The organism is Pseudomonas monteilii NBRC 103158 = DSM 14164, from assembly GCF_000730605.1.
GTDB classification, from domain to species: Bacteria; Pseudomonadota; Gammaproteobacteria; order Pseudomonadales; family Pseudomonadaceae; genus Aquipseudomonas; species Aquipseudomonas monteilii.
The window spans coordinates 175627-201589 of sequence record NZ_BBIS01000012.1 but is presented as its reverse complement, the minus strand read 5'-3'; the positions used below and the strand labels follow the sequence as shown (position 1 = coordinate 201589).

Sequence of the window (25963 nt, the reverse complement as noted above, 5' to 3'; positions counted from 1 at the left end):
GTGCTGTGGCCGTGTCAGGCCTACTTTTAAAGCCAAGCCTTGATTTGAGCGCTGACTGCTTGCGTTGAGATGCCATAGCGGTCGTGCAAAGTCGGCAAAGCGCCGGCATCCAGGAAGGCATCTGGCAGCGCGATCTGGCGGAATGTCGGCGTTACGCTATTGCGCATCAACAACCCGGCCACAGCTTCACCCAAGCCGCCAATGATCGAAGCGTTTTCTGCCGTGACCACCAGGCGTCCGGGTTTGCGCGCTTCAGCCAGAATCGTTTGCTCGTCCAGCGGCTTGACGGTCGGTACGTGCAGCACCGCAACGTCGACACCATCCGCCTTCAGTTTCTCGGCAGCTTCGAGGGCGCGCATGGTCATCAGGCCTGTGGAAATGATCAGTACATCGTTGCCCGTGCGCAGGTTCTTGGCTTTGCCGATTTCAAACTTGTAGCCGTATTCGTCAAGCACTACTGGCACATTGCCCCGGAGCAGGCGCATGTACACTGGCCCTTGGTGCGCTGCAATCGCTGGAACGGCTTGTTCGATTTCCAGCGCATCGCAGGGGTCTACGATCATCAGATTTGGCATGGCGCGGAAGATCGCAAGGTCGTCCGTCGCCTGGTGGCTCGGGCCGTAGCCGGTAGTCAGCCCTGGCAGGCCGCATACGATCTTGACGTTGAGGTTTTCCTCTGCAATCGCCATGCAGATGAAGTCGTACGCGCGGCGTGAGGCGAATACCGCATAGGTGGTCGCGAACGGCGTGAAGCCTTCCCGGGCCATACCGGCAGCTGCGCTCATCAGCAACTGTTCGGCCATGCCCATCTGATAGAAACGATCCGGGTGGGCCTTGGCGAAGATGTGCAGGTCTGTGTACTTCGAGAGGTCTGCAGACAGCCCGACGATGTCCTGACGTTGCTCGGCCAGTGTCGCCAGTGCATGCCCAAACGGCGCAGGGCGTGTCGTCTGACCTTCAGAAGCGATCGAGGCAATCATCGCCGAAGTGGTCAAACGTTTTTTGCCCGTTGCCGGGTTATTTACACTACTCATTTGCTGCTCCCGAGCTGAAGGTTTTCAAGCGCCAGATCCCATTCGTGTTCATCAACGCGGATGAAGTGAGTTTTCTCGCGACCCTCCAGGAAGTCCACGCCCTTGCCCATCTTGGTGTCGCAGATGATCACTCTTGGTTGCTCCCCTTGGTGTTGTCGGGCAGCGTCGAATGCGGTGACCAGCGCTTGCAGATCATTGCCGTCTACACGCTGCGTGAACCAGCCGAAGGCCTGCCAGCGATCCACGATGGGTTCAAAAGCCAGTACTTCGCTTGAGTGGCCGTCAGCCTGTTGGTTGTTGACGTCGATGATTGCGATCAGGTTGTCGAGCTTCCAGTGCGAGGCCGACATCGCTGCCTCCCAGGTCGAACCCTCGTTCAACTCTCCGTCGGACAACAGGTTGTAGACGAATGAATCCGACTTCTTGCGCTTGAGGCCCAGGCAAGCGCCGACCGCGATGCCCAGCCCGTGGCCCAAAGAGCCGCCGGTGATTTCCATTCCCGGTGTGTAGGCCGCCATGCCCGACATCGGCAAGCGGCTGTCGTCGGAGCCGTAGGTTTCCAGCTCTTCGAGCGGGATAACTTCGGCTTCGATCAACGCCGCGTACAAGGCTATCGCGTAGTGACCAATGGACAGATAGAAGCGATCACGCTGTTCCCATTCCGGGTTATGAGGCTGGTAGCGCAGTGCGTGAAAGTAAGACACCGCAAGCAGATCGGCCGCGCCTAGCGCCTGGCCGACATAGCCCTGGCCCTGAACCTGGCCCATGCGCAGGGCATGGTGACGAATGTTGTAGGCGCGCTCTGTCAGCGCCGCCAGTGTGGTGGGTGAGGGTTGAGCAGTCATTCGGGAAACTCCAATTAACTCAGCGATTGACCGAAGCGGCAGGGATGCGCAACACCAGGCAGGCACCTACCAGCAGTACGGCGGTGATGAGGTACATGCCGATGGCACTGGACCCGGTTGTGGTCGTAATCCAGCCGATCAGGTAAGGCGAGCAGAACCCGGCGAGGTTGGCGAAGCTGTTGATTCCGGCAATACCGGCCGCCGCCGACACGCCGCCCAGCAGCGTGGTGGGCAGCATCCAGAACAGCGAGGAAGCCGACAGCACGCCTGAAGCCGCCAGGCACAGGCTCAGTATCGAAAGCAACAGGTTGCCGCCCATCAGTGTTGCCAGCGTCAGGCCGATTGCACCGGCGATCATCGGTACGACGAGGTGCCAGCGGCGCTCGCGGTGTTTGTCGCCACTGCGGCCCATGAGCAACATGGCAGCAATTGCACAGATGTACGGCAGGCTGGTCAGAAGGCCGATGTGCAAGGGGTCGGATACGCCTGCGTTGCGCACCAGTGTCGGCAGCCAGAAGGTGATAGCGTACTGGCCCATCACGACACAGAAGTAGATGCACGCCAGCAGCCACAAGCGGCGATCCCGGATGAACTCACGAGGTGAGGCGTGGGTGACCTTGCAGCTGTTGTCTTCGGCCAACTCTTTGTTGACCAGCGCCTTTTCATCATCCGTGAGCCAGGTTGCCTGATGCACGCCGTCCTTCAGATAGGCCAGCACCAACAGGCCAACGATGACAGTCGGAATGGCTTCGAGAACGAACATCCACTGCCAGCCGGCCCAGCCATGGAAGCCTGCAAAGCTGTTCATGATCCAGCCGGAGATCGGCCCCCCAACCATGCCCGACAGGGGGATCGCCACGAACCACAGCACCGTCATTCTTGCGCGGCGGTAGGAGGGAAACCAGTAGGTCAGGTACAGCAACAGCCCTGGTGCCAAGCCCGCTTCGGCAATGCCGAGCAAAAAGCGCAACGCATAGAACTGCCAGGCCGTTTCGACGAAGGCGAACAGGGCAGAGATGATGCCCCAGGAAATCATGATACGAGCGATCCAACGCCGAGCGCCAACCCGATGCAGGATCAGGTTGCTGGGCACCTCGCAGAGAAAATAACCCAGGAAGAACATGCCCGCACCAAGGCCGTAGACGGCCTCGCTCAATGACAGGTCGTTCATCATTTGCAGCTTGGCGAAGCCAACGTTGACGCGGTCCAGATAAGCACACAGGTAGCACAGCATCAGGAACGGCATCAATCGCCAGGCAGTTTTGCGATACGCGTTGGCGCGGACGCTGACGACCGCCTCCAGAGACAGGGTTGTCATGATGGTCTGATCTCTTGTTTTTATTGACAGCTAACGGCTGTAACGTCGATTCAGAACAGCGCCAGCCGACAGGCCAGCGCAACTACATCCGGCCGGTCATCAGTGGATCAACATGCCGCCGTTCACATCCAGGGTAATGCCTGTCAGGTAGGAGGACAGGTCGCTGGCCAGAAACAGCGCAGCGTTGGCAACGTCCTGTGCTTCACCCAGGCGACCCAGCGGGATGCCATCGATGATCGCGTGGCGGCGCTCGTCCTGCATGAGGCCGCCTGTGATGTCGGTGTGGATCAGGCCGGGTGCAATCGAGTTTACCCGCACGTTGTCAGGGCCCAGCTCACGGGCCATGGCTTTACCCAGCCCCAGCACGCCGGCTTTCGCTGCGCTGTAGTGTGGGCCACCGAAGATGCCACCGCCGCGCTGCGCCGATACCGACGACATGCAAATGATGCTGCCGGATTGCTGTTGGCGCATGTGCGGGATCACTGCCTGCGACATCAGCAATGTGCCGCGCAGGCTTACGTCCAGCACTTTGTCATAGTCGCTGTGCTTGATGTCCAGAATCTTCAACGGTTGGGTGATGCCTGCGTTGTTGACCAGCACGTCGATGCGGCCGAAGTGCTCAATGATTTGCGCTACGGCATGCTGCACTTGAGCTTCGTCGGCGACGTTGGCAGCGAGCCCCAGATGCCCTTCGCCAAGCGCGGCGGCAGCGTCGCGAGCGGCGGATTCATCCAGGTCCAGGATAACCACGCGGGCACCCTGTTGTGCGAACGTGGTGGCAGTGGCTCGTCCGATACCACGTGCCGATGCTGCGCCTGTGATGATGGCGACTTTTCCTTGAAGAAGCATGAGTGAAACCTCTGATTATTTTTATGGGTTCGATTCACCTGAATCGATAGGCGCAGCTTGTTCTTCAGGTACAGGCCGAGCAATAAGGTAAAAATCACTCGTTGCTGAAGAAAATTCATGGCTCGCATTGCGCGATGGCCAATGATTGAATGCGTCTTCCAAGCAAGGTCAATATCTACAGCGGAAGCCGATGCATGAAAGTCACTGCCGATGCGATACCCGTCATTCCACCGTTGAGGGCAATTCAGTGCTTTGAACAGACTGCACGTTTCGGCAATGTAGCGCGGGCTGCCGAGACACTCGACTTGACGCCTTCAGCTGTCAGCCATCAACTCGCCAATCTAGAGGGAATGATCGGTCGCCAGTTGTTCATTCGAGAGGCTCGCGGTGTGAGGCTTACACCGGTAGGCGAGCAGTACTTGAAAGAAATTTCGGGTGTGCTCCATAGCCTGGCAATTGCCACCGAGCGTGCAGCGAGCGACGTCAGCCTTGATTGCCTGCGGCTGCACTCGTCACCCAGTTTTGGTCTTTTGTGGATCATGCCGAGGCTGGAGGCGTTTCGACTGGCGCATCCTGATATCCAGATCAACCTCTCCTGTTCGTACGAGTCCTTGCATTTCAGCCGGGACAAGATTGATGTTGATATCCGCCACGGCACACCGAACTGGCCAAGTTATGAAGTCCGCACGATACGCGATGAGACGTTCACTGTTCTGGCGTCACCGGGCCTGCTTGCCAAGCGTGCTGTCTCACATCCACGCGACCTGCTGAGCCAAGACCTTATTCTGTCTGAGGCCACCCTGCTCAAATGGCCGCAATGGTTCGCTCAACATGGGTTGGAGCGCCCTGAGAAACCTTATGCATTGAGTTTTGACCGCTCTTACATGACCTTGGAGGCCGCGAGCCACGGCCTTGGTTTCGCGCTCGAAAGTTCAATTCTCGCTCACAAGTATCTTCTCTCTGGCGCGCTGGTCGAAGTCGCACCCGATGCGTTGCGAGTCCCTGTGGCAGCGCACCATCTCGTTTTCCCAAGGGCTCATTCCAGCTTCCCGCGAGTGCGGCGGTTTCTGGAGTGGATGGAGAGCGAGTTGGGGCAGGGCTTCGCTTTCTAGTGCTTGGTGCCGAAGACGGCTGCGAACATAGGAGTGGGTTGACCTGACCTTGGTCATTCCCACGCACAGCTATTTCGCCTATTGTCGGCTCTCCCTCCCCGGAACGAATGGCAGATCCATGGAAAAAGTCATCGTCATCACCGGCGGCAGCCGTGGCATCGGCGCCGCCACGGCGTTGCTGGCCGCCCGTCAGGGCTACCGCATCTGCATCAACTACCACACCGACGAGCAGGCCGCCGAAGGTATCCTGGGCCAGGTCCGCGCCTTGGGCGCCGAGGCCATTGCCGTGCGCGCCGACGTCAGCGTCGAGGATGAAATCATCCAGCTGTTCCAGCGCGTTGATGATGAACTCGGCCCGGTCACCGCATTGGTCAACAACGCCGGCACCATCGGCCAGCAAAGCCGGGTGGAGGATATGTCCGAGTTTCGCCTGCTCAAGGTCATGAAAACCAATGTCGTCGGCCCCATGCTCTGCGCCAAGCACGCCCTGCTGCGCATGGCACGTCGGCATGGCGGGCAGGGCGGGGCCATCGTCAACGTGTCATCGGTGGCTGCACGCCTGGGTTCGCCCAACGAATATGTCGACTATGCCGCCTCCAAGGGCGCACTCGATACCTTCACCATTGGTCTGTCCAAAGAGGTGGCTGGCGAGGGCGTGCGGGTCAATGGCGTTCGCCCAGGCTACATTCACACTGGCTTCCATGCGCTGTCCGGTGATCCGGACCGCGTCAGCAAGCTGGAACCCGGCTTGCCCATGGGCCGGGGCGGGCGCCCTGAAGAAGTGGCCGAGGCCATTCTCTGGTTGCTGTCTGACAAGGCATCCTACTCCACGGGCAGCTTCATCGACCTGGGCGGCGGGCGCTGAGCGCGCCCCTCAATCCTCAAGCAGGGTACTGACCCGCTCGGCCAGCGCCTCCAGTTCAAACGGCTTGGTCAGCACCAGCGTGCCTTGTAGCAACTGGCCGTCACTGAGCGCCGCGCTTTCATCGTAGCCGGTGATGAACAGCACTTTGAGGTCCGGGTAGCGCTCGCGGCAGCGCTCAGCCACCTGGCGGCCATTCAGGCCGCCGGGCAAGCCGATATCGCTCAGTAACAGGTCTGGCCGTTCGCCGTTTTGCAGGTAGGCCAAGGCAGTTGGGCCGTCCTCGAATGCATCAACCCGGTAACCCAGCTCTTCCAGCACTTCGCAAACCACCAGGCGCAAGGCCGTCTGGTCTTCGATCAACAGGATACGCCGCGCCACTGCACTGTCTTTTTCCAGTACCTTGCGCTGCGGTTTGGGGGCAGGCGGCTTGGGTTGCTCATAGTGGCGGGGCAAAAGCAGCTCGATGCGCGTGCCTTCACCCAGCGTCGAAAGTACGCGCAGTTGCCCACCCGATTGGCGCACGAACCCGTAAGTCATCGACAAACCCAGGCCAGTGCCCTGGCCCATGGGCTTGGTGGTGAAGAAAGGGTCTACGGCACGCTTGGCCACCTCCGCCGACATGCCCTTGCCGTTGTCGATGATGCTCAGCCGCACGTATTCGCCGGCGGGCAGTTCCAGCGCCTGGGCCTGTACCGCGTCAAGCAGCAGGTTGTCGCCGACGATATCGATAACGCCGCCCCCTGGCATGGCGTCGCGCGCGTTGATGCACACGTTGAGCAGGGCGCTTTCCAGTTGGGGTGGGTCGATGAACGTTGGCCATAGCTCGCAGGCAAACCGGCTGCTCAGGGTGATGGCCGGGCCAATGGTGCGGCGTAACAGCTCTTCCATGCCAGCCACCAATGTTGCCACTTGCGTTGAGCAGGGCTGCAGGGTCTGCTGGCGTGAGAACGCCAGCAAACGGTGCACCAGCGAAGAAGCCCGTTGAGCCGAGCCGCTGGAGAGCTCCAGCAATGGCTCGATGGCGTCGAAGCGTGACTGGTTCAGGCGTTGGCGCATCAGCTCTTGCGCGCCCAGAATACCGCCCAGCAGGTTGTTGAAATCGTGGGCGATGCCACCACTGAGCTGGCCCACGGCTTCCATCTTCTGCGCCTGGCGCAGGGCTTCCTCGGCTTTGGCCAGGCGCTTCTGCTCCTGTACGCGCTCGCTGATGTCATAGGCAAACAGAAAAGCGCCTTGTATTTCGCCATCATGGTCGCGCAAGGCATTGAAACGCAGTTCGTAATGGTATTGCTCGGGCGCCTTGCCGAATGTACCGATCTCGACGAATTGCTCGCCTGCCAAGGCACGCTGCCACATGGACAAGCTTAATGTCCGAACGTTTGGCTCATCGTCGATCAGGTCTGGCAAGTAATCGCCAATTTCAGGCGTACGCCCGAACAACCGTTGAAAGTCATGTTTCGCCTGGCGATTGATGGCCAGCCAACGCATGTCTTTGTCGACCACATGCACATTGACCACGCTGTGGTCGACCAGCTCGGCGAACAGCTGTCGCTCTGCCAGTGCAGCGCTTACCCGTTGCTCCAGTTCTTCGTTCAGGCGTTGCAGGGCCTGCTCTGCCCGACGGCGTTCGGTAACGTCCTTGAACAACACCGCTACCTGGCGTTTCTCGGCAGGCTCCACGCGGAAAGTGGTAACAGACAGCACATGGCCGGTGGCGACCAGTTCCTGCTCGAAATGCAGGGGTTCGCCAGTGCGCAGCACTGCGCCATAGCGGGCTACCCAGTCATCGGCTTCATCGGGCACCATCTCGCGCAGCTTTTGCCCGACCACGTTGGGGATGCCGGCGTGCTTGGCGTAGGCCGCGTTGGCCAGTACATGCACGTAATCACTGAGCGGGCCGTGCGGGCCGTCGAAGAACTCGATGATGCAGAAGCCTTCGTCCATGGTGTCGAACAACGAACGGTAGAAGTTCTGATCGTGGTCCTGGAGGCTGGCAAGCTGGGATTCCAGTTGCGCGTTCTGCCGCTGAAGGGCTTCGACGTGTTGGCGCAGTGAGCGCAGGTCGCGGGAGGGCATGCCGACGTCCGACAAAAGGGGAGGCTCTGACTTTAGCGTGTTCATCTGCATGCGAATAGCGGGTCAGCACAGTTGGCGGGCGATGCCCGGCAGCCGTCGTTCGGCCGCCGAGTGTTCGATGGTCAGAAGGAGCGGATGATCCGCCCGAGGGTTTCCATGGCCCGTTCGGCGCCGTCATGCCAGGGGCTTCCGTAGTTCAGGCGGATGCAATTGCCGAAGCGCCGGGTGGGCGAGAAGATCGGCCCGGGGGCGATGCTGATGCCTTGCGCCAGGGCCATGTGGAACAGCTTGAGGGCGTCCATTTGTTCGGGCAGTTCCAGCCACAGGAAGTAGCCACCGGAAGGCTGGCTGACCCGCGTCTGCGCCGGAAAGTGGCGAGCGATGGCCGCCAGCATGTTGGCCTGCTGGCCTTCCAGCGCGTAGCGTAGCTTGCGCAGGTGGCGGTCGTAGCCGCCGTGCTGCAGGTAGTCGGCAATTGCCGCCTGGGCCGGCATCGAGGCACACAGCGAGGTCATCAGTTTCAGCCGTTCGATCTTCTGCGCAAAGCGCCCGGCGGCGACCCAGCCGATGCGGTAGCCCGGTGCCAGGCTTTTGGCGAACGAGCCGCAGTGCATCACCAGGCCCTGGGTGTCGAAGGCCTTGGCCGGTTTGGGCGCCTGTTGCGAGTAGTACAGCTCGGCGTACACGTCGTCTTCGATCAACGGCACCTCATGGCGCGCCAGCAACTCCACCAGGGCCTGTTTCTTGGCTTCCGGCATGCTGGCGCCCACCGGGTTCTGGAAGTTGGTCATGCACCACACGGCCTTGACCGGGTGCTTCTCCAGGGTTTGTGCCAGCACGCCCAGGTCCATGCCTTCGCGCGGGTGCACCGGGATTTCCACCGCCTTGAGCTTGAGCCGCTCCAGTACCTGCAGGCAGGCATAGAAGGCCGGGGCCTCGATGGCTACCAGGTCGCCGGGCTGAGTCACTGCCTGCAGGCACAGGTTCAGGGCCTCCAGTGCGCCGTTGGTGATCAGCAGTTCTTCCATGGGCAGCATCAACCCGCCAACCATGTAGCGCAGGGCAATCTGCCGGCGCAGTTGCGGGTTGCCGGGCGACAGGTCGGTGACCACCATGCGCGGGTCCATGCTGCGGCTGGCGCTGGCCAGCGAGCGCGACAGGCGTTGCAGCGGGAACAGTTCGGGGCTGGGGAAGGCCGAACCGAACGGTATGGTGTTGGGGTCCTTGATCGAGTCGAGGATCGAAAACACCAAGGCGCTGACGTCGACATCGGTAGACTCGCTGACCGGCTGCAGCGCTTGAGGTTCGCTGAACTGGCGTGGGGCGTGGGCGTTGACAAAATACCCCGAGCGCGGCCGGGCGCGGATCAGCCCGCGCCGCTCCAGCAGGTAATAGGCCTGGAAAACGGTAGAAGGGCTGACCCCGTGGGTCTGGCTGGCGTAGCGCACCGAGGGCACGCGCTGGCCGGGGCCCAGTACCCCGGAGCGGATCAGTTCGGCAATGTCGTCGGCAAAGCGTTCGTAGCGTTTCATTCTGGCCTTCTGTCGAAGCCTGGCAGGCAAGGTGGCGTCAGTGTAAGGGATCAACGGTTCATGGGGGCGACGAAGCGGCTGTGGGCCACGCTGCGGATGGCGGGGTCGTCACGCTCGCTGATTTCGAAGCTGAGTGTTTGCGAGCTGCTGGTCGGGCGCTCGGCGAGCATCGCCACCGACACCGGCAGTTCACTCATTTCGCCCGCCGGGATGACCAATGCGGTGTTGCCCTGCAAGGTGAAGCCGTCGGCGTCCAGCAGGCGCAACGCATAGTGCTGGGTGCGCTCGGTCTTGTTGATGACCTTGAGCAGGTAGATGTTCTCGATCTGGCCCAAGGCATTTTCACGGAACAGGCCACGGTCCTTGATCACATCCAGCGACACCATCGGGCGCAGTTGCAAGGCCACCACCAGCGCCGCGATCATCACCACCAGCGCAGCGGCATAGCCGAGCAGGCGTGGGCGCAGCCAGTGAGTAGTACCGCCCTGCAGGCTGTGTTCGGACTTGTAGCCAATCAGCCCGCGAGCGTAACCCATCTTGTCCATCACCCCGTCGCAGGCGTCGATGCACGCTGCGCAACCGATGCAGGCCATTTGCAAGCCATCGCGGATATCAATGCCGGTGGGGCACACCTGCACACACAGCGTGCAGTCGATGCAGTCGCCCAGGCCTTGGGCCTGGACGTCGCTGCCCTTCTTGCGCGGGCCACGGGCCTCACCGCGCCGTGGGTCATAGGCGACGGCCAGGGTGTCCTTGTCGAACATCACACTCTGGAAGCGCGCATACGGGCACATGTGCAGGCACACCGCTTCACGCAGCAGGCCGGCATTGATGTAAGTGGCGGCGGTGAAGAACAGCACCCAGAACAGCGCCACGCCGCCCAGTTGCAAGGTGAACAGTTCTGCGGCCAGTGGGCGAATCGGTGTGAAATAGCCGACGAAGGTCAGCCCGGTGAGGATACCGATGACCAGCCACAGGCTGTGTTTCAGGGTGCGGCGCCCCAGTTTGTTCAGGCTCCAGGGCGCGGCGGCCAGTTTGATGCGCTGGTTGCGGTCACCTTCGGTGACCTTTTCGCACCACATGAACAGCCACGTCCAGGTGCTCTGCGGGCAGCTGTAGCCACACCACACGCGGCCGGCGTACACGGTGATGGCGAACAGACCGAAGGCGCAAATGATCAGCAGCGCTGACAACAGGATGAAGTCCTGTGGCCAGAAGGTCGCGCCAAAGATGTGGAATTTGCTGTTGGCCAGGTCCCACAACACGGCCTGGCGTCCGTTCCAGTTCAGCCAAGCGGTGCCGAAGAACAGCACGAACAGGGCACCGGCAAAGCCGATGCGCAGGTTGCGGTACAGCCCGCTGAAGCTGCGGGTGTGAATGCCGCTGTCGGTGTGTCGCGGTCGGGGGCTGGCTGGGGTGGGGGCGATCTCTGTGAAAGGGATTCTATTGTTCATGGCTCGGTGCTCATCAGGCCTCGATCAGGCATGAGCACTATGGCCCTGAGGCTGTTATCAGCACAGGCTCAGATTTTGCGATAAAAACCATATCAGATTACCCGGCTTCGACCGCCAGGCCTTAAATTACCGAGCCTGGCACGCTGGCCTTCAGATGCCTGCGGCTATCCACCGCACCCGCTACGGTCAACGCATCGGCCTCGGCTTCGGTAATGGGGACGCGCTGGCCTGCCAGCAGGGCCACTGACATGCGCAGGTGTTCGTCGGTGACGATTTCGATAGCAGGGCCATCGCCTTCGATGCGCAGGTTCTCGCCGATCAGGGTGCAGCGGCGGGTGGTTTCGTCGATTTCAACGGGCATGGCGTTGTCCTCCTTGTAGGGTTACAGGGTGGACCACAATGCAAGGCGGGTTGCTGCATCAGGGGGCTGAAAGGAGAAGAAAGGAGGAGGGCGGGAAGCACTGAGGGGAGCCGAAGCTCCCCTCAAAGCGTTGTTGCTTGCTCTTTTTTTATTATTGGGACCGGCCTTTTGTTGTTTTTGTCAGCCTGTCCTGGTGTTGCGGGCGACCCCCATGCGGGGTCAAGAGCAAACGTATTTTTTTGAGCGCTGACCTGCTTTCATCATGGCTGATCCGAACCTGGCTGCCGCTACCTTGAGGTAGTTTTATTGTTCTGTGCCAGACCGCGGGGCGTACCCCTGAAAAGCGTGTCTACTCCAAAAAAATCTGCTTGCTACGCCTCTGCCGTGTTGTTCTTGTTATGTCAGAGCCGTTACCTGTTGTTTTTATTGGGTGTCACATTTTTTTTGTTCTTGTACCAAAGATATAGCAGGGTGCGTGCCAACTTTTGAAAGTCTTTTAAAATCAGTGGCTTAGCGGTTTTCGTCAAAAGTGCTTGGCCTGAGATTCTGCCGATTTGTTTCCCTGTTACCCGATTTTTTGCTGTGAAATGTGGGGTCGGTAACACTTCACCCACACCTGTGTGACACCCGTATGACTTACTGCGCGCTGCGCGCCCGCGCTACCCGCGACCCATTGCCGCGGCCCAGCACGCTACTGATGCGTTGGCCGGCGGCGATCAGCCGGTCGAGGTCGATGCCGGTTTCAATGCCCAGCCCTTGCAGCAGGTACACCACATCTTCGCTGGCGATGTTGCCGGTAGCCCCTTTGGCGTAAGGGCAGCCGCCCAGCCCGGCCACCGAGCTGTCGAATACGCTGATGCCTTCGAGCAGGCTGGCATAGACGTTGGCCAGGGCCTGGCCATAGGTGTCGTGGAAGTGCCCGGCCAGTTGCTCGCGCGGCACCTGGGCAGAGACCACCTCGAACAGGCGCCGGGTATCGCCGGCAGTGCCGGTGCCGATGGTGTCACCCAGCGATACTTCGTAGCAGCCCATGTCGTGCAGTGCGCGGGCCACCGGGGCCACCTGTTCGGCGCTGACCTTGCCTTCATAAGGGCAGCCGAGTACGCACGATACGTAGCCGCGCACACGTACACCGTGGTTGCGCGCAGCTTCCATGATCGGCTCGAAGCGCTTGAGGCTGTCGCTGATAGAGCAGTTGATGTTGCGCTGCGAAAACGCTTCGGAGGCGGCCGCGAACACTGCCACTTCCTTCACCCCGGCAGCCAGCGCGTCCTCGAAACCGCGCAGGTTGGGTGCCAGCGCTGCATAAGTAACACCGGGGCGCTGGTCGATACCGGCGAACACCTCGGCAGAGCCGGCCATTTGCGGCACCCACTTGGGCGAGACGAAGCTGCCCACTTCTATATAGGCAAGGCCCGCTTCGGTAAGGTCGTTGACCAGGCGCACCTTGTCGGCAACGCTGATGGGCTGGGCTTCGTTCTGCAGGCCGTCGCGGGGGCCGACTTCGACCAGGCGGACGTGTTTGGGCAAGGACATGGCGGGATTCCTGTGGGGTTCAGCGGTTGTCTTTGTTGTTCAGGGTGGCGGCCAGGGCTTGTTCGCAACGCTCCTGGGCGGTGTCCAGTTCCAGTTGCATCTGGTGGATATCGAGCATCTGCTGCTCCAGCTGGGCGCGGCGCTCGGCGATTTTTGCCAGCATGCTGTTGAGCTGCTTGAGGTTGCCGCTGGTGGGGTCGTACAGCTCGATCAGCTCGCGGCACTCGGCCAGTGAAAAGCCGATGCGCTTGCCGCGCAGGATGAGCTTGAGGCTGACCTTGTCGCGGGCCGAATAGATTCGCTCCAGGCCACGGCGTTCGGGGCTCAGCAGGCCCTGCTCTTCATAGAAGCGGATGGCCCGGGTGGTGATGTCCAGCTCGCGGGACAGGTCGGAGATGCTGTAGGTCTGGTTGCTCATGCTGGGGCTCGGCGTGGGGTATGCGGGTATCCTGAAGGCAGGTTGACGTTTACGTCAAGCAGCCTGCCGCAATCAGTCCGGCTGCGCAGCGCGTCGGTACCCGTTAGGGGTCTCCCCGGTCAACCGCTTGAACCACCGGGCAAAGTACGTCGGGTCGGTGAATCCCAGGCTATCCGACAACTGCCCGATACTCATCCGCGTATAAATCAGGTTACGCCGCGCCTCCAGCAGCAACCGTTGGTGTACCACCTGCAACGCAGTCTGCCCGCTCAAAGCCCTGCACAGCTGGTTCAGTTGCAGGCTTGGAACGTTCAGCCGTGCGGCAAAAGCTTCTACTGACAGATGCTCGCGGTAATGCGCCTCGACCAGCCGCAGGTACTGCCCCAGTAACTGCCGGTCGCGTTCATCGCGGTTACGCGGTGCCTGCCCCAGTTGCTGGCGGCGGTTGATCCACACCATCAGCGCGGTCACCAGCGCTTCAAGCATGGCCGCGCGCGCCGGGGCATTGCCTTGGTACTCCTGCTGCAAGGTGTCGATCAGGCTGCGCAGATGCACACGGTCATGCCCAAGCGGGTAGCACGCAGGTTGCGCCAGCACCGCCAGCGGCATGCCCAGGCGCTGCTCCAGGTTCGCCACCAGCGCGGTGCCGAAGGTGAGCACATAGCCCTGGATATCGGCGCTGAAGCGAAAGCCATGCACGGTCATCGGCGGCACCACCTGGATCGCCGCTTCGCCGATGGCGCTGCGCAACCCTTCGATCTCCACCTGAGCCTGGCCGCGCTGTACATACAGCAACTGGAACAGCTCGGCATGCTGGTGTGGCTTGATCTCCCAGTGGTGCAGGCGGCTGCGCGCAGGGATCGATTCGCAGTGCAGCAGGTCGGTGCCGGGCCAGGCCTGGTTTTCGCCATACAGCTTGAACAACGGAACGCCGGGGAGGGTGGATTTCATCAGGGGTAGCCTGTCCGTTAATCGAACGTTTTTTATAAAAGTGCAGGTTTTAGATGGAATAGCACACTTCGGTAGCTTTTTTTGCCAGTAAAAATGCAAGGGCAAACCCTAACAGCAGATGCCGCCCCACTGCCAGTCCAGGGCCGGCATCGTCCGAACAGAGACAACAACAATGAAAACTCAGGTTGCAATTATTGGTGCAGGTCCGTCTGGCCTGCTGCTTGGCCAACTGCTGCACAAGGCCGGCATCGATAACGTCATCGTCGAGCGCCAGACGCCTGAATACGTACTTGGCCGCATCCGTGCCGGGGTGCTGGAGCAAGGCACTGTCGACCTGCTGCGCGAAGCCGGTGTGGCCGAGCGCATGGACCGTGAGGGCCTGGTGCACGAAGGGGTCGAGTTGCTGGTCGGCGGGCGCCGCCAACGCCTGGACCTGAAAGCCCTGACCGGCGGCAAGACCGTCATGGTATACGGCCAGACCGAAGTCACCCGTGACTTGATGCAGGCCCGTGAAGCCAGTGGCGCGCCGATCATCTATTCCGCCAGCAATGTTCAGCCACATGAGCTGAAGGGCGAGAAGCCCTACCTCACGTTTGAGAAGGACGGCCAGTCGCACCGGGTGGATTGCGACTACATCGCCGGGTGTGACGGCTTCCACGGTGTATCGCGCCAGAGCATTCCCGAAGGTGTGTTGAAGCAGTACGAGCGGGTCTATCCGTTTGGCTGGCTGGGCCTGCTTTCGGACACGCCGCCGGTCAATCACGAGTTGATCTATGCCCACCACGAGCGTGGTTTCGCGTTGTGTAGCCAGCGCTCGCAAACACGCAGCCGCTACTACCTGCAGGTACCCTTGCAGGACCGGGTCGAAGCGTGGTCGGACGAGCGATTCTGGAACGAGCTGAAAGCCCGTTTGCCCGCCGACGTAGCGGCTGACCTGGTCACAGGCCCGGCTTTGGAAAAAAGCATCGCCCCGCTGCGCAGCCTGGTGGTAGAACCGATGCAGTATGGTCACCTGTTCCTGGTGGGTGACGCGGCGCACATCGTCCCGCCTACCGGTGCCAAGGGCCTGAACCTGGCAGCGTCGGACGTGAATTACCTGTATCGCATTCTGGTCAAGGTTTACCGCGAAGGGCGCACCGACCTGCTGCAGCAATACTCCCCGCTGGCCCTGCGCCGGGTGTGGAAAGGCGAGCGCTTCAGCTGGTTCATGACCCAGTTGTTGCACGACTTCGGCAGCCACAAAGACGCCTGGGACCAGAAGATGCAAGAGGCCGACCGCGAGTACTTCCTGACGTCGCCAGCCGGGCTGGTGAACATTGCCGAGAACTACGTGGGCTTGCCGTTCGAGGAAGTGGTTTAGTTTTTTTCAGGGGTACGACAGGGTATCTTCGGGGCTTTTGAAGTTCGCAGGAAGCATGCCGATGTACTTCTTTCCACCCCTGATCAGCGCCCTTTGCCTGGTAGCCGCCAGTGGCCTGGCCTGTGCCGACCAGGTGCTGCCCGCACCTCCCGAGCTGGCCTCTGGCTACCGCACAGGCTTGCGGCCCGTGCAGGCCAGCCGCCATATGGTTGCTGCAGCCAACCCGTTGGCCAGCGAAGCGGGGCGGGCAATGTTGCGTGCCGGTGGCAGCGCCATCGATGCGGCCATTGCGATGCAGATGGTGCTGACCTTGGTCGAGCCGCAATCCAGCGGTATTGGCGGCGGGGCATTCATCCTCTATTGGGACGGGAAGCGCGTGCAGGCGTTCGATGGCCGCGAGGCCGCACCGGCGGCTGTGACGCAAACGCTGTTTCTGCAAGCCGACGGCACACCGATGCCATTCAGGGCGGCGCAGATTGGCGGGCGCTCGGTTGGCGTGCCGGGTGTTCTGCGTGCTTTGAAACTGGCCCACGATCAGCACGGCAAGCTGCCCTGGCGCGATCTGTTCGCGCCGGCCATCGCGCTGGCACGCAACGGTTTCCCGGTGTCCGAGCGCCTTCACACCCTGCTGGCCGGAGACCCGTTCATTGCCCGGTCACCGGCCATGGCCCGCTACTTCCTGGATGAGCAGGGCAGGCCGCTGGCGGTGGGAACGATCCTGCGCAACCCCGAGCTTGCGCAGGCTTTCGATCAGATTGCCGCGCAAGGCCCTGACGCGTTCTATACCGGCGAGATTGCCGAAGCCATCGTGGTCACGGTGCGCAGCCATGCCAATGCCGGTTACCTCTCGTTGCAGGACTTGCAGCAGTACCAGGCCAAAGAGCGCGAGCCCGTGTGCGGCCCCTATAAGGCCTGGCGCATCTGCGGCATGCCGCCGCCGTCTTCGGGCGGGGTGACGGTGTTGCAGACCCTGGGCATTCTCGAAGCCGTACAGCGCGCCACGCCGCAGCGCGATCTGGCAGTGTTGCGCCCGCTTGCGAATGCATCCCCGGCTGGCCTGGAGGCATTACCACTGGCCGTGCACCTGATCGCCGAGGCTGAGCGTTTGGCCTATGCCGACCGCGCACAATACCTGGCCGACAGCGATTACGTGCCGGTCCCGGTCAAGGCGCTTACCGACGCCAACTACCTGGCCAGCCGTGCAGCGCAGATTGGCGAACACAGCATGAAACGGGCTCGCCCGGGCCAACCCCAGGGCGCCGACTTGGCCCTGGCCCCGGATCGCTCGCCATTGCGCATTTCCACCTCGCACCTCAGCGCGGTGGATGACAGCGGCCAGGCCCTGGCCATGACCACCTCGGTGGAGGCGGCGTTCGGCTCGCACCTGATGGTCAAGGGCTTCCTGCTCAACAACCACCTCACTGACTTCTCGTTCATTGCGCAGGAGCATGGCAAACCCGTGGCCAACCGGGTACAGCCGGGCAAGCGGCCGCTGTCGGCCATGGCACCCACGCTGGTGTTCTCGCGAGCCTCGGGCGATCTGGTGGCCAGCCTGGGGTCACCGGGCGGCTCGCAGATCATCGGCTATGTGAACAAGGCGTTGGTTGGCTTGCTGGATTGGCAGCTCGACCCGCAACAGGCCGCAGGCTTGCCCAACTTTGGCAGCCGCAATGCTGGCACCGAGGTGGAAGCGGGGCTGAGCAGCCCGGCGCTGATCCGGCAGTTGGCAGCCTGGGGGCACGAGGTAACGCCCATGACCATGACCAGCGGTATGCAGATCATCCAGCGCAGTGGCGAGGGTTGGTCGGGCGGGGCTGACCCGCGGCGTGAAGGTGTGGCCCTTGGCGACTAGCCGTGATAGAACGCAGTCTTGCCATTCAGTAGTTGAATACCCAGATGTCCATTAGCGTGAAATCGAATAGGGCGCTGTTCGACCTCGACCTGCTACGCGCCATTGTGGTGGTGGCCGATTGCGGCAGCTTCACCACCGCTGCCGCTCGCCTGCACTCGACACAGTCGACCATCAGCCAGAAGGTACGCCGCCTGGAAGACATGGTCGGCCACCGTTTGCTGGTGCGGGGCAACCGCGATGTGCTGCCCACCGATGCCGGGCAAACCTTGCTCGGCTACGCCCGGCACATGCTGGCCTTGAACGACCAGATGCTCGAAGCCCTGGCCGGGGCGATGGTGGGCACCACCGTGCGCCTTGGTGTGCCCGAAGACTTCGTTGGCGGGCGCACCACCAATGCGCTGTCGGCCTTCAGCCGCCTGCACCCGCAGGTGAAGCTGGAAGTGACCAGTGGTCTGTGCCGCGACCTCAGCCAGGCCTACGACAACGGTGAGCTCGACCTGGTGTTGCTCAAGCAGCGGCGCAACACCCGCGAGGGCGTGGCCTGCTGGCCCGAGCGCCTGCAATGGATCGACAGTGCGCGCACCCCCGCCTTCGAGCTGGACCCGATCCCTTTGGTGACCTTCCCGCCGCGTGGGCTGTACCGCGAGGACATGATCAACGCCATCGAAGGCATGGGGCGGCGCTGGCGCATCAGTTTCACCAGTTCCAGCCTCAGCGGTATCCAGGCGGCAGTGGCCGATGGCATGGGCGTCAGCCTGCTACCGCCAAGGGCGGCCACTGGCGAGCATCGGGTGCTGGGGTTGGGGCAGGGGCTGCCGGAGGTCGACAGTTATGAAATCGTCATCGTGCATCGGCCGACGGCGGATATGATGGTCAAGGCGTTGGCCGAGGTGATGACGCAACTGCTGGCGGGCGGTGGGATATAGCGTGTCTGACGACATGGCGCTCCTACACCGACCGCGTCAGTGGTCAGGCCGCAGCCTTCTCGCCGACAGGTGAATGCCCGCGATCGTCCTGTCGACGGCCTTGCGTGATAGCGCCAGAATACGCCCGTCACGCCCGGACAGCTCGATGGCGTTACCGGCAGACTGACAGATCTGCTGAGTAAATCACGATGTGCCCCCCGGGGTGGGTGGAGAACCCGTTGTTGGGGAATACCGAGTTTGGGTTAGGCAACGCGTCGGATGCGGTTTTTGCCAGCGCGGCCACGGGTGTGGCTGAACAGGTCTTTCGGGTCGTTTTCCACCCACGGCACCAGGTCGATCTTCGAGCCCATGCCGCGTTTTTCAGCTTGCTGTAGTACGTAACGTAGTACGGTGTAATCTTCCAGGGCGAAGCCCACCGAATCGAACACGGTGACCTGGCTGTCACTCTGGCGCCCCTCGGTTTCGCCGCGCAGTACACGCCACAGGTCGACGACAGGGAAGTCCGCCGGCAGTTGCTGGATGTCGCCTTCAACACGGGTTTGTGGTTCGTACTCGACGAACACGCGGGCGTTGCGCAGTACATCAGCGTGCAGCTCGGTCTTGCCCGGGCAGTCGCCGCCCACGGCATTCAGGTGCATGCCGGGTTCGAGCATGTCGGGGGTGATGATGGTGGCGTAGGCCTTGTCGGCGGTAACAGTGGTGATGATATCCGCGCCTTTCACGGCTTCGGCTACCGAGCCGGCCCGGCGGATCGTGAGGCCGCTGTATTCCTTGAGGTTGGCAATCAGCTTGGCGGTGGCCAGCGGGTCGGTGTCGTACGCAACGATTTCTTCGATGCCCAAGTGCTTATGGAAGGCAAGCGCCTGGAATTCGCTTTGTGCGCCGTTGCCTATCAGCGCCATCTTGCGCGCGTTCGGCCGCGCCAGTGCCTGCGCGGCCATCAACGAGGTGGCGGCGGTGCGCAAGGCGGTGGCGATGGTCAGTTCGGACAGCAGCACTGGGTAGCCGGTGTCGACATCGGCCAGCACGCCAAAGGCCATTACCGTATGCAGGTCACGGGCAGTATTGGCCGGGTGGCCGTTAACGTATTTGAAGGCATAGCGGCTGTTGTCGGCAACCGGCATCAATTCGATAACACCCACTTCCGAATGGCTGGCAACACGCGCAGACTTATCAAACTCTTGCCAGCGTTTGAAGTCTTCACGCATGGCCTCAGCCAGTTCACCTATGAACGGCGCTACGCCAATGTCATGTACCAAGTCCGACATGGTTGGAACATCAATGAAATACGTCATGCTCTTGCACCTTGTTATTGTGCGGTCGCCCCGGTCACGGCAGGCGGCACGCTTAAATTGTTGAAGTGGCATGAACATTTTGATGAAAGGTTGCGTCAATCGGAAGAATGCAGGTTGCCAGTTTCATCAACTTTCTAGACAATCTGCTACCCCAAAGTAGCAATCTGACTATTGGCAGGCGTTATGGATACGATCGATCGGGAACTGATTGCGCTGTTGCGGGACAATGCACGTACTCCTGTGTTGACCCTGGCGAAGAAGCTCAAGGTGGCCAGGGCAACCGTGCAAAACCGCATTACCCGGCTCGAAGAGCAGGGCGTGATCATTGGCTACACGGTACGCCTGCGCTCCGACGTGCTGGAGCAGGGCGTGCGGGCAATCACCAGCATCGGCATCAGCGGCCACCACGCCGCAGAGGTCAAGCACGCGCTGCGCGGGCACCCCAACGTGGTGGCCATCCATACCACCAATGGCCGCTGGGACCTGATGGCAGAGCTGCGCGCCGACACCCTCGAAGCCTTCGACCGGGCGCTCAACACCATTCGGTCAATCCCGCACATCGAGAATACCGAGACCAGCATCCTGCTCTCGAGCTACAAGATGTGACCGCTGGGTCAGGCCTTTTGACAGGCGCACTGCGCAAACTGTCACCCAAGCTTTTCACTCTGCAAAAAATCCCTTTGCCGGTGTGCATTCTGTAGCGTTTCGCTTGACCTGGGCCGCTGGCAGAATGAAACGGCTTTCGCGGGATGGTTTCAGGCGCACGTTCTGAAGGTGCGTTCAAACAATAAGAAAGTCCGCTGCGAAGTTGCATCGGGCGTTAGTTTGATTTTTTGTTATTGCCTGCGCTCTCATCATTTAAATGCCATCAAACCTGCACCTTGGCACCCACTTGTTGGTGCGCTGCGGGGTGTGGAAGTTTTACAAAAAAAGAATAAGAGATTGACGATTCATCAAACGTGCAACGCGTAAAGCACTGCGCCGGAAGAGGGCCGAGTGCTCAAGCGTTAACGCGCTCCTACAAGGGCTCGCTCAGGCCCGGTGACATCTCAGGGCTGGCGCTCAGCAACAGCCCGCAACGTACGCAACGTCACCACCGGCGCATCCACCACGAACCGATTGGCAAGCCAGCCCGGCACATCTCCGGCCGGGTCGGCTTGCAACTGGTACGTCACTTCGGTCAACCGCTCACCCAACGGTTTCATTCGCCATTCACCACTCAGGCGCTGCACACGGATCAACCCGTCAACCTTGGGAATCCTGTCGGGCTCAGCGCTCAGGTGCCGCAACAGCGTACCGTCATCCAGGCGTTCGCTGCTCACCTTCAACACAATGTCCCGTGGCATCGTCGGCCAGGGCAGGTTGGTGGTCAGGTACACCCAGGTATTGGCACCGTCCACGTCCAGCAGGCGCATCTGGTCACAGGCATACAGCCACTTGCAGGCCACCCGCAGGTTCTCCTGCAGGTCGGTGAGTGTGCGCACGCTGGCTTTCATGGTGCTCACACCGCGAAACTGCTGGTAGGGCGAGTCGGGCACGCCACTGAGGTACACGCGGATGCCTTCGCGGTCGTAGGCGAGGTTCCAGGCATCGGCGGCCAGGGCAGGGGGGCAGAGCAACAGGAGGGTAAGCAGCAGGCCGCGGGGCATAGCCGGTACCGTGCGGGGGATGGGTGTTTCAGTATGCGCGGCAAACAGAAAGCCCGCCAGATTGGCGGGCTTAGGGCATCAGCCTGATGCTTAGCGCTTAGGATTCAGCGTCAAATGCACATGACGGTTCACGTCCTTGTACAGCAGGTAGCTGAACTTGCCTGGGCCGCCGGCGTAGCAGGCTTGCGGGCAGAAGGCGCGCAGCCACATGAAGTCGCCGGCTTCGACTTCGACCCAGTCCTGGTTCAGGCGGTACACCGCCTTGCCTTCCAGCACGTACAGGCCGTGTTCCATCACGTGGGTTTCCGCGAACGGGATGACGCCGCCCGGCTGGAAGGTGACGATGTTCACGTGCATGTCGTGGCGCATGTCGGCCATGTCGACGAAGCGGGTAGTGACCCAGCGGCCTTCGGTGCCCGGCATTTCGATGACGGTGGCGTTGTCGCGGTGGGTAACGAACGACTCAGGTACGTCCAGGCCTTCAACCTTCTGGTAGTGCTTGCGCAGCCAGTGGAAGGTGACGTTGGACTTGCTGTTGTTGCGCAGGCTCCACTCGGCGCCCGGGGCCAGGAAGGCGTAGCCGCCCGGTACCAGGGTGTGATGCTTGCCTTCGACGGTGATGTCCAGCTCGCCTTCGACGATGAACACCACGGCTTCGGCGTTCGGGTCCAGCTCTGGGCGCTCGCTGCCGCCTTCCGGGGCCACTTCGACGATGTACTGGGAGAAGGTTTCGGCAAAACCGGTCAGTGGGCGGGCAATGACCCACATGCGCATCTTGTCCCAGAACGGCAGGTGGCTGGTGACGATGTCACGCATCACGCCTTTAGGGATAACGGCATAGGCTTCGGTGAACATGGCACGGTCAGTCAGCAGCTCGGTTTGAGCCGGGTGCCCACCGTGGGGGGCGAAGTACGAATGGTTCGACATGGACGGTCTCGACTTGTTGTTCTCTCCCCATGCCGTGAACCGCACCGGCCGGTGCGGCGCAGGGGATGTGGCGACAGAATAGGGTCGAGCGCGTGGCATCCACAAATTAAATGTTGGAATACCCGGTATTTGATATCTGAATGTCAACCTGACGCCCAACGTGCTGTGCCGGCAGCTGGTCGCCTTGGCCGAACAGCTTGTGGCGCAAGGTGCCCTCGGTGTAGCGCGAAGGGTAGCGGCCACGGCGTTGCAGTTCGGGCACCAGCAAATCGACGACATGGGTAAGGTCGTCCGGCTGCACGGCATAGGTCAGGTTGAAGCCGTCGATGCCGGTCTGGTCCAGCCAGTTTTCCAACTGGTCGGCGACCTCGCTGGCTGAGCCGACCAGCACCGGCCCGCGACCACCCAGGCCAACGAATTCGGCGGCCTCGCGCACGGTCCAGCGGCGCTTGGGGTCGGCGGCGGTGAACGCGGCCAGCGCGGCGCGACCGGCATCGTTTTCGACATACTCGATCGGCGCGTCGGGGTCGAGGCCGGCAAAGTCGATGCCGGTCCAGCCCGACAGCAGTGCCAGGGCAGCGTCCAGGTCGACGTAGCGACGATATTCGGCGAAGCGGGCCTCGGCTTCTTCCCGGGTGGGGGCGACGATCAACAGCGCCTGGGCGTAGATCAGCACCTCATCACGATCCCGCCCGGCGGCCTCGCTCGCCTGGCGGATGCCGTCGGCGTAGCGGCGCAATACCGTGGGCGTCGGGCCGCTGATGAACACGCATTCGGCATGTCGCGCGGCAAACTGCTGGCCACGTGCCGAAGCACCGGCCTGGAACAGCACCGGCGTGCGTTGTGGCGAGGGCTGGCACAGGTGCATGCCGGGCACCTGGAAGTGCTCGCCCACATGGTTGATAGGGTGCACCCGCGAAGGTTCGATATAGCGCCCACTGTCACGCTCCAGCAGCACGGCGTCGTCGTCCCAGCTTTTTTCCCATAGCTTGTACAGCACCTGCAGGTACTCTTCGGCAAGGTCGTAGCGCTGGTCGTGGCCCAGCTGGCGCGCCAGGCCGAGGTTGCGTGCGGCGCTGTCGAGGTAGCCGGTGACGATGTTCCAGCCAACCCGGCCATTGCTCAGGTGGTCGAGCGTGGACATACGCCGGGCAAAGGGGTAGGGGTGTTCGTAGGTCAGCGAAAAGGTAACGCCGAAACCGAGGTGCTCGGTGACCCCGGCCATGGCCGGTACCAGCAGCAGTGGGTCGTTGACCGGCACCTGCACACCGCCGCGCAAGGCGGCGTCGGGCCCGCCTTGGTAGACATCGTAGATGCCCAGCACATCGGCGATGAACACGGCGTCGAACAGGCCGCGCTCCAGCAGGCGAGCCAGGTCGGTCCAGTAGCTCAGGCGGTTGAATGCCACGCTGGTGTTGCGCGGGTGGCGCCACAGGCCGGGGGACTGGTGGCTGGCGGCGTTCATGCTGAAGGCGTTGAAGCGGATCGGGCGGGGCATGGTGGCTGCGCTCCGCTCAAGGCAACACGGAAGCCGGGTAGACCGCGTCGGCCACCTGGAGCTTGCGTGGAATCAGGCCCAGGCCTTGGAAGGTATCGGCCAGTTTCTGTTGTTCGGCAATGATCTGCGGGGTGATGGCCACGGCATTGTAGTTACGCCGTTCGCTGGCCACTTCCAGCACGTTGGCGCTGATGCCCAGTTGCGGCGCCAGCAGCGCGGCAACCTCGGCAGGCTTGGCGTTGGCCCACTGGCTGACCTTGCCCAGTTCGCTGAAGAAGGTTTTCAGCAGCGCACGGTGCTGATCGGCATAGCTGGCGGTGGACAGGTAGAACGTCCGGTTGTTGGACAGGCCGCTGCCGTCACGCAGGTTCTTCAGGCCAGGCTGGCTTTCTGCTGCGGCGAGGAACGGGTCCCACAGGGTGACGGCCTGGACACTGCCGGACTGCAGGGCAGCCACGGCGTCGGCGGCGTTGTTGACGTAGGCGGGGGTGATGTCCTTGTAGGTAAGGCCAGCTTGCTCCAGCGCTACGGCCAGCAGGTACTGGGCGTTCCAGCCGCGGCCGGTGGCCACGCGCTTGCCTTTCAGGTCTTGCACGCTGGCCAGGTGGTCCTGCTCGCGCACCACCAGGCCGATGCCGCGCGGGTAGGGTTGTTCGGCGGCCAGGTACACCACCGGCTTACCGGCGGCCTGGGCGAACACAGACGGCGCATCGGCGGCATGACCCAGGTCGATGGCGCCCGTGCTCAGGGCTTCGAGCAACTGCGGGCCGGCGGCAAATTCGTGCCAGCTTACGGTTACACCTTGCGGTGCCAGCGCTTTTTCCAGGGCGCGGCTGCCTTTGAGGATGTTGATGCTGTTGAACTTCTGGTAGCCGATGCGCAGGGTCTTGGCATCGTCGGCCAGAACTTCGGACCAAGGCAGCAGGGCGCTGGCGACACTGGCCAGCAGGCCGCCGATCAGCAGCCGGCGCAGGGGAGAGAAAGCACGGGTTGGCATGGGTTTGCTCCTTGAAACAGAGTGGGAAACGATGTACCCAGCCTAAGGAGGTGGCGTTTGGCTTTCAATTTTTATATTCCTGTTTGTTAGAATGTTTAGTTATTTTTATATCCTTTTGTTTTTGTAATGCTCTGCAATCTTCGACATTTTTTTCACATTCGCTTGCTAGCATCGCGGCAATCCCGAGGAGCCCCTACATGCCGCACATCCTGCGCAGGCGCAGCACCCGCATCGCCCTGACTGCCACCACCGGCCTGCTTACCGCCACCTTGGGCTTTTTCGCCTGGCAGAGTTTCTACCCGGTTCAGGCTGCCTCAGGCTGGGATGTCGAGGTACTGCTCCGCGATGTGACCAAAGCCGCCTCGCTGCTGCCGCAAGCCGATGGCAGCCTGCTGGTCAGCCGCGAGCTGGATGATGGCCGTGGCAGCATCCTCAAGATCACCGCGACTGGCGACCGGGTCGTGGTGATCGACAACCTGTCCAAGCCCGACGGCATGGCGGCGGCTCACGGGGGGTGGGTGTTCAGTCAGGAAGGCGGCCGGGCACCTGTCAGCCTGGCCCGCGATGGCCAGGTGACCCCCCTGTTCGACGGCGATAGCGTGCAAGGCTTGTGGAATGACGGCGACCACCTGTATGCCATCGAAGACCGCAAAGGCAATGGTCGCTTGATGCGTTACGACTGGAACAGCGGCCAGCTCGATGTGCTGCGCTCCGGCCTGACCGAAACCGAAGGGCTCACCCGCTGCGCGGGCCGTTTGCTGTACACCGAAAAGGCCAATGGCAAGGTCCGCGCCGTGTCCGACGATGGCAGCGACCCGGTGGTGGTCGAAGGCCTGCGCAACCCGACGTTCCTGTACTGTGACCAGCGCGGCCTGTGGATCAGCGAAGACAACACCCACCGTGCCCGGCTGCTGCGTGTTGACGCCGATGGCGTTCAGCACACCGTGCTGACCTTCCTCAAGGCGCCACAGTCGATCGTGGCGGATGGCAAAGGCGGTTACTTGCTGGCCGAAGGCGGGCGCAACCGCGTGCTGCACCTGACCCCGCCGCTGGAGCGCAATACTGCCCAGCGGGAGTGATGCCAGCGGCTTGCCGTGAATGATTTCAC

Annotated in this window: 23 protein-coding genes; 7 read left to right on the top strand and 16 right to left on the bottom strand. The window is 61.8% G+C overall.

Annotation, left to right across the window (positions count from 1 at the left end):
• Nucleotides 1-26: 26 nt before the first annotated feature.
• The 4 genes from PM2_RS07945 to PM2_RS07930 form a co-directional block, all read right to left on the bottom strand.
• Entirely contained in the window at nucleotides 27-1034 is a 1008-nt protein-coding gene (locus PM2_RS07945; protein ID WP_016713890.1) for a transketolase family protein, read from the bottom strand.
• On the bottom strand, nucleotides 1031-1879 hold the full coding sequence (locus PM2_RS07940; RefSeq protein WP_016713891.1) for a transketolase: 849 nt from the start codon (nucleotides 1877-1879) through the stop codon (nucleotides 1031-1033). The genes PM2_RS07945 and PM2_RS07940 overlap by 4 nt, the downstream gene beginning before the upstream one ends.
• A gap of 19 nt (nucleotides 1880-1898) precedes the next feature.
• Nucleotides 1899-3197 (bottom strand): MFS transporter, encoded by a 1299-nt coding sequence (locus PM2_RS07935; RefSeq protein ID WP_016713892.1) that lies wholly within the window; start codon nucleotides 3195-3197, stop codon nucleotides 1899-1901.
• A gap of 99 nt (nucleotides 3198-3296) precedes the next feature.
• Nucleotides 3297-4046 (bottom strand): SDR family NAD(P)-dependent oxidoreductase, encoded by a 750-nt coding sequence (locus PM2_RS07930; protein WP_016713893.1) that lies wholly within the window; start codon nucleotides 4044-4046, stop codon nucleotides 3297-3299.
• A 194-nt stretch (nucleotides 4047-4240) separates the two neighbouring features.
• Between PM2_RS07930 and PM2_RS07925 the strand changes: the two genes are divergently transcribed.
• Nucleotides 4241-5158: a LysR substrate-binding domain-containing protein gene (locus tag PM2_RS07925; protein WP_016713894.1), complete on the top strand. Its 918-nt coding sequence runs from the start codon at nucleotides 4241-4243 to the stop codon at nucleotides 5156-5158.
• Between the two features lie 118 nt (nucleotides 5159-5276).
• Nucleotides 5277-6023: an SDR family oxidoreductase gene (locus tag PM2_RS07920; protein WP_016713895.1), complete on the top strand. Its 747-nt coding sequence runs from the start codon at nucleotides 5277-5279 to the stop codon at nucleotides 6021-6023.
• 9 nt (nucleotides 6024-6032) lie between these two features.
• Here the strand turns inward: PM2_RS07920 and PM2_RS07915 are convergent, their stop codons facing one another.
• From PM2_RS07915 to PM2_RS07885, 7 genes are all read right to left on the bottom strand, one after another.
• A complete protein-coding gene (locus tag PM2_RS07915) occupies nucleotides 6033-8099 on the bottom strand; it encodes a hybrid sensor histidine kinase/response regulator (protein ID WP_028698840.1) in 2067 nt (688 codons plus the stop codon).
• A 122-nt stretch (nucleotides 8100-8221) separates the two neighbouring features.
• Nucleotides 8222-9631 carry a GntR family transcriptional regulator MpaR gene (gene mapR, locus PM2_RS07910; RefSeq protein ID WP_016713897.1) on the bottom strand — a complete coding sequence of 470 codons (1410 nt, stop codon included), beginning with the start codon at nucleotides 9629-9631 and terminating at the stop codon, nucleotides 8222-8224.
• A 50-nt stretch (nucleotides 9632-9681) separates the two neighbouring features.
• The gene (ccoG, locus tag PM2_RS07905; protein ID WP_016713898.1) at nucleotides 9682-11085 is read right to left on the bottom strand and encodes a cytochrome c oxidase accessory protein CcoG; all 1404 of its coding nucleotides are present in this window, start codon (nucleotides 11083-11085) and stop codon (nucleotides 9682-9684) included.
• Nucleotides 11086-11206: 121 nt separating this feature from the next.
• Nucleotides 11207-11446, bottom strand: a complete 240-nt coding sequence (locus PM2_RS07900; protein WP_016713899.1) for a DUF3203 family protein — start codon at nucleotides 11444-11446, stop codon at nucleotides 11207-11209.
• A gap of 636 nt (nucleotides 11447-12082) precedes the next feature.
• Nucleotides 12083-12982 (bottom strand): hydroxymethylglutaryl-CoA lyase, encoded by a 900-nt coding sequence (locus tag PM2_RS07895; RefSeq protein WP_016713900.1) that lies wholly within the window; start codon nucleotides 12980-12982, stop codon nucleotides 12083-12085.
• A 19-nt stretch (nucleotides 12983-13001) separates the two neighbouring features.
• Nucleotides 13002-13400 (bottom strand): MerR family transcriptional regulator, encoded by a 399-nt coding sequence (locus tag PM2_RS07890; RefSeq protein ID WP_016713901.1) that lies wholly within the window; start codon nucleotides 13398-13400, stop codon nucleotides 13002-13004.
• 72 nt (nucleotides 13401-13472) lie between these two features.
• Nucleotides 13473-14351: a helix-turn-helix domain-containing protein gene (locus PM2_RS07885; protein ID WP_016713902.1), complete on the bottom strand. Its 879-nt coding sequence runs from the start codon at nucleotides 14349-14351 to the stop codon at nucleotides 13473-13475.
• A 172-nt stretch (nucleotides 14352-14523) separates the two neighbouring features.
• Here PM2_RS07885 and pobA point away from each other — a divergent pair, with 172 nt between their 5' ends.
• From pobA to PM2_RS07870, 3 genes are all read left to right on the top strand, one after another.
• Complete coding sequence (pobA, locus tag PM2_RS07880) at nucleotides 14524-15711, top strand: 4-hydroxybenzoate 3-monooxygenase (RefSeq protein WP_016713903.1); 1188 nt, start codon at nucleotides 14524-14526, stop codon at nucleotides 15709-15711.
• 61 nt (nucleotides 15712-15772) lie between these two features.
• Complete coding sequence (ggt, locus tag PM2_RS07875; protein WP_028698841.1) at nucleotides 15773-17563, top strand: gamma-glutamyltransferase; 1791 nt, start codon at nucleotides 15773-15775, stop codon at nucleotides 17561-17563.
• A gap of 44 nt (nucleotides 17564-17607) precedes the next feature.
• Nucleotides 17608-18489 carry a LysR substrate-binding domain-containing protein gene (locus PM2_RS07870; RefSeq protein ID WP_028698842.1) on the top strand — a complete coding sequence of 294 codons (882 nt, stop codon included), beginning with the start codon at nucleotides 17608-17610 and terminating at the stop codon, nucleotides 18487-18489.
• Between the two features lie 242 nt (nucleotides 18490-18731).
• On the opposite strand, the gene ocd is transcribed toward PM2_RS07870, so the two are convergent.
• Nucleotides 18732-19784, bottom strand: coding sequence for an ornithine cyclodeaminase (gene ocd, locus PM2_RS07865; RefSeq protein WP_016713906.1), 1053 nt, complete (start codon nucleotides 19782-19784; stop codon nucleotides 18732-18734).
• 183 nt (nucleotides 19785-19967) lie between these two features.
• On the opposite strand from ocd, the gene PM2_RS07860 reads away from it, so the two are divergent.
• Complete coding sequence (locus PM2_RS07860) at nucleotides 19968-20390, top strand: Lrp/AsnC family transcriptional regulator (RefSeq protein WP_016713907.1); 423 nt, start codon at nucleotides 19968-19970, stop codon at nucleotides 20388-20390.
• A 443-nt stretch (nucleotides 20391-20833) separates the two neighbouring features.
• Here PM2_RS07860 and PM2_RS07855 read toward each other — a convergent pair whose 3' ends face one another.
• The 4 genes from PM2_RS07855 to PM2_RS07840 form a co-directional block, all read right to left on the bottom strand.
• Nucleotides 20834-21433: an START domain-containing protein gene (locus tag PM2_RS07855; protein ID WP_016713908.1), complete on the bottom strand. Its 600-nt coding sequence runs from the start codon at nucleotides 21431-21433 to the stop codon at nucleotides 20834-20836.
• A gap of 90 nt (nucleotides 21434-21523) precedes the next feature.
• Nucleotides 21524-22360, bottom strand: a complete 837-nt coding sequence (locus PM2_RS07850) for a bifunctional allantoicase/(S)-ureidoglycine aminohydrolase (RefSeq protein ID WP_013972924.1) — start codon at nucleotides 22358-22360, stop codon at nucleotides 21524-21526.
• Nucleotides 22361-22466: 106 nt separating this feature from the next.
• A complete protein-coding gene (locus tag PM2_RS07845) occupies nucleotides 22467-23858 on the bottom strand; it encodes an LLM class flavin-dependent oxidoreductase (RefSeq protein ID WP_016713909.1) in 1392 nt (463 codons plus the stop codon).
• A gap of 16 nt (nucleotides 23859-23874) precedes the next feature.
• Nucleotides 23875-24855, bottom strand: a complete 981-nt coding sequence (locus PM2_RS07840; protein ID WP_016713910.1) for an aliphatic sulfonate ABC transporter substrate-binding protein — start codon at nucleotides 24853-24855, stop codon at nucleotides 23875-23877.
• A 197-nt stretch (nucleotides 24856-25052) separates the two neighbouring features.
• Between PM2_RS07840 and PM2_RS07835 the strand changes: the two genes are divergently transcribed.
• Nucleotides 25053-25934 carry an NHL repeat-containing protein gene (locus PM2_RS07835; RefSeq protein WP_028698843.1) on the top strand — a complete coding sequence of 294 codons (882 nt, stop codon included), beginning with the start codon at nucleotides 25053-25055 and terminating at the stop codon, nucleotides 25932-25934.
• Nucleotides 25935-25963 lie beyond the last annotated feature (29 nt).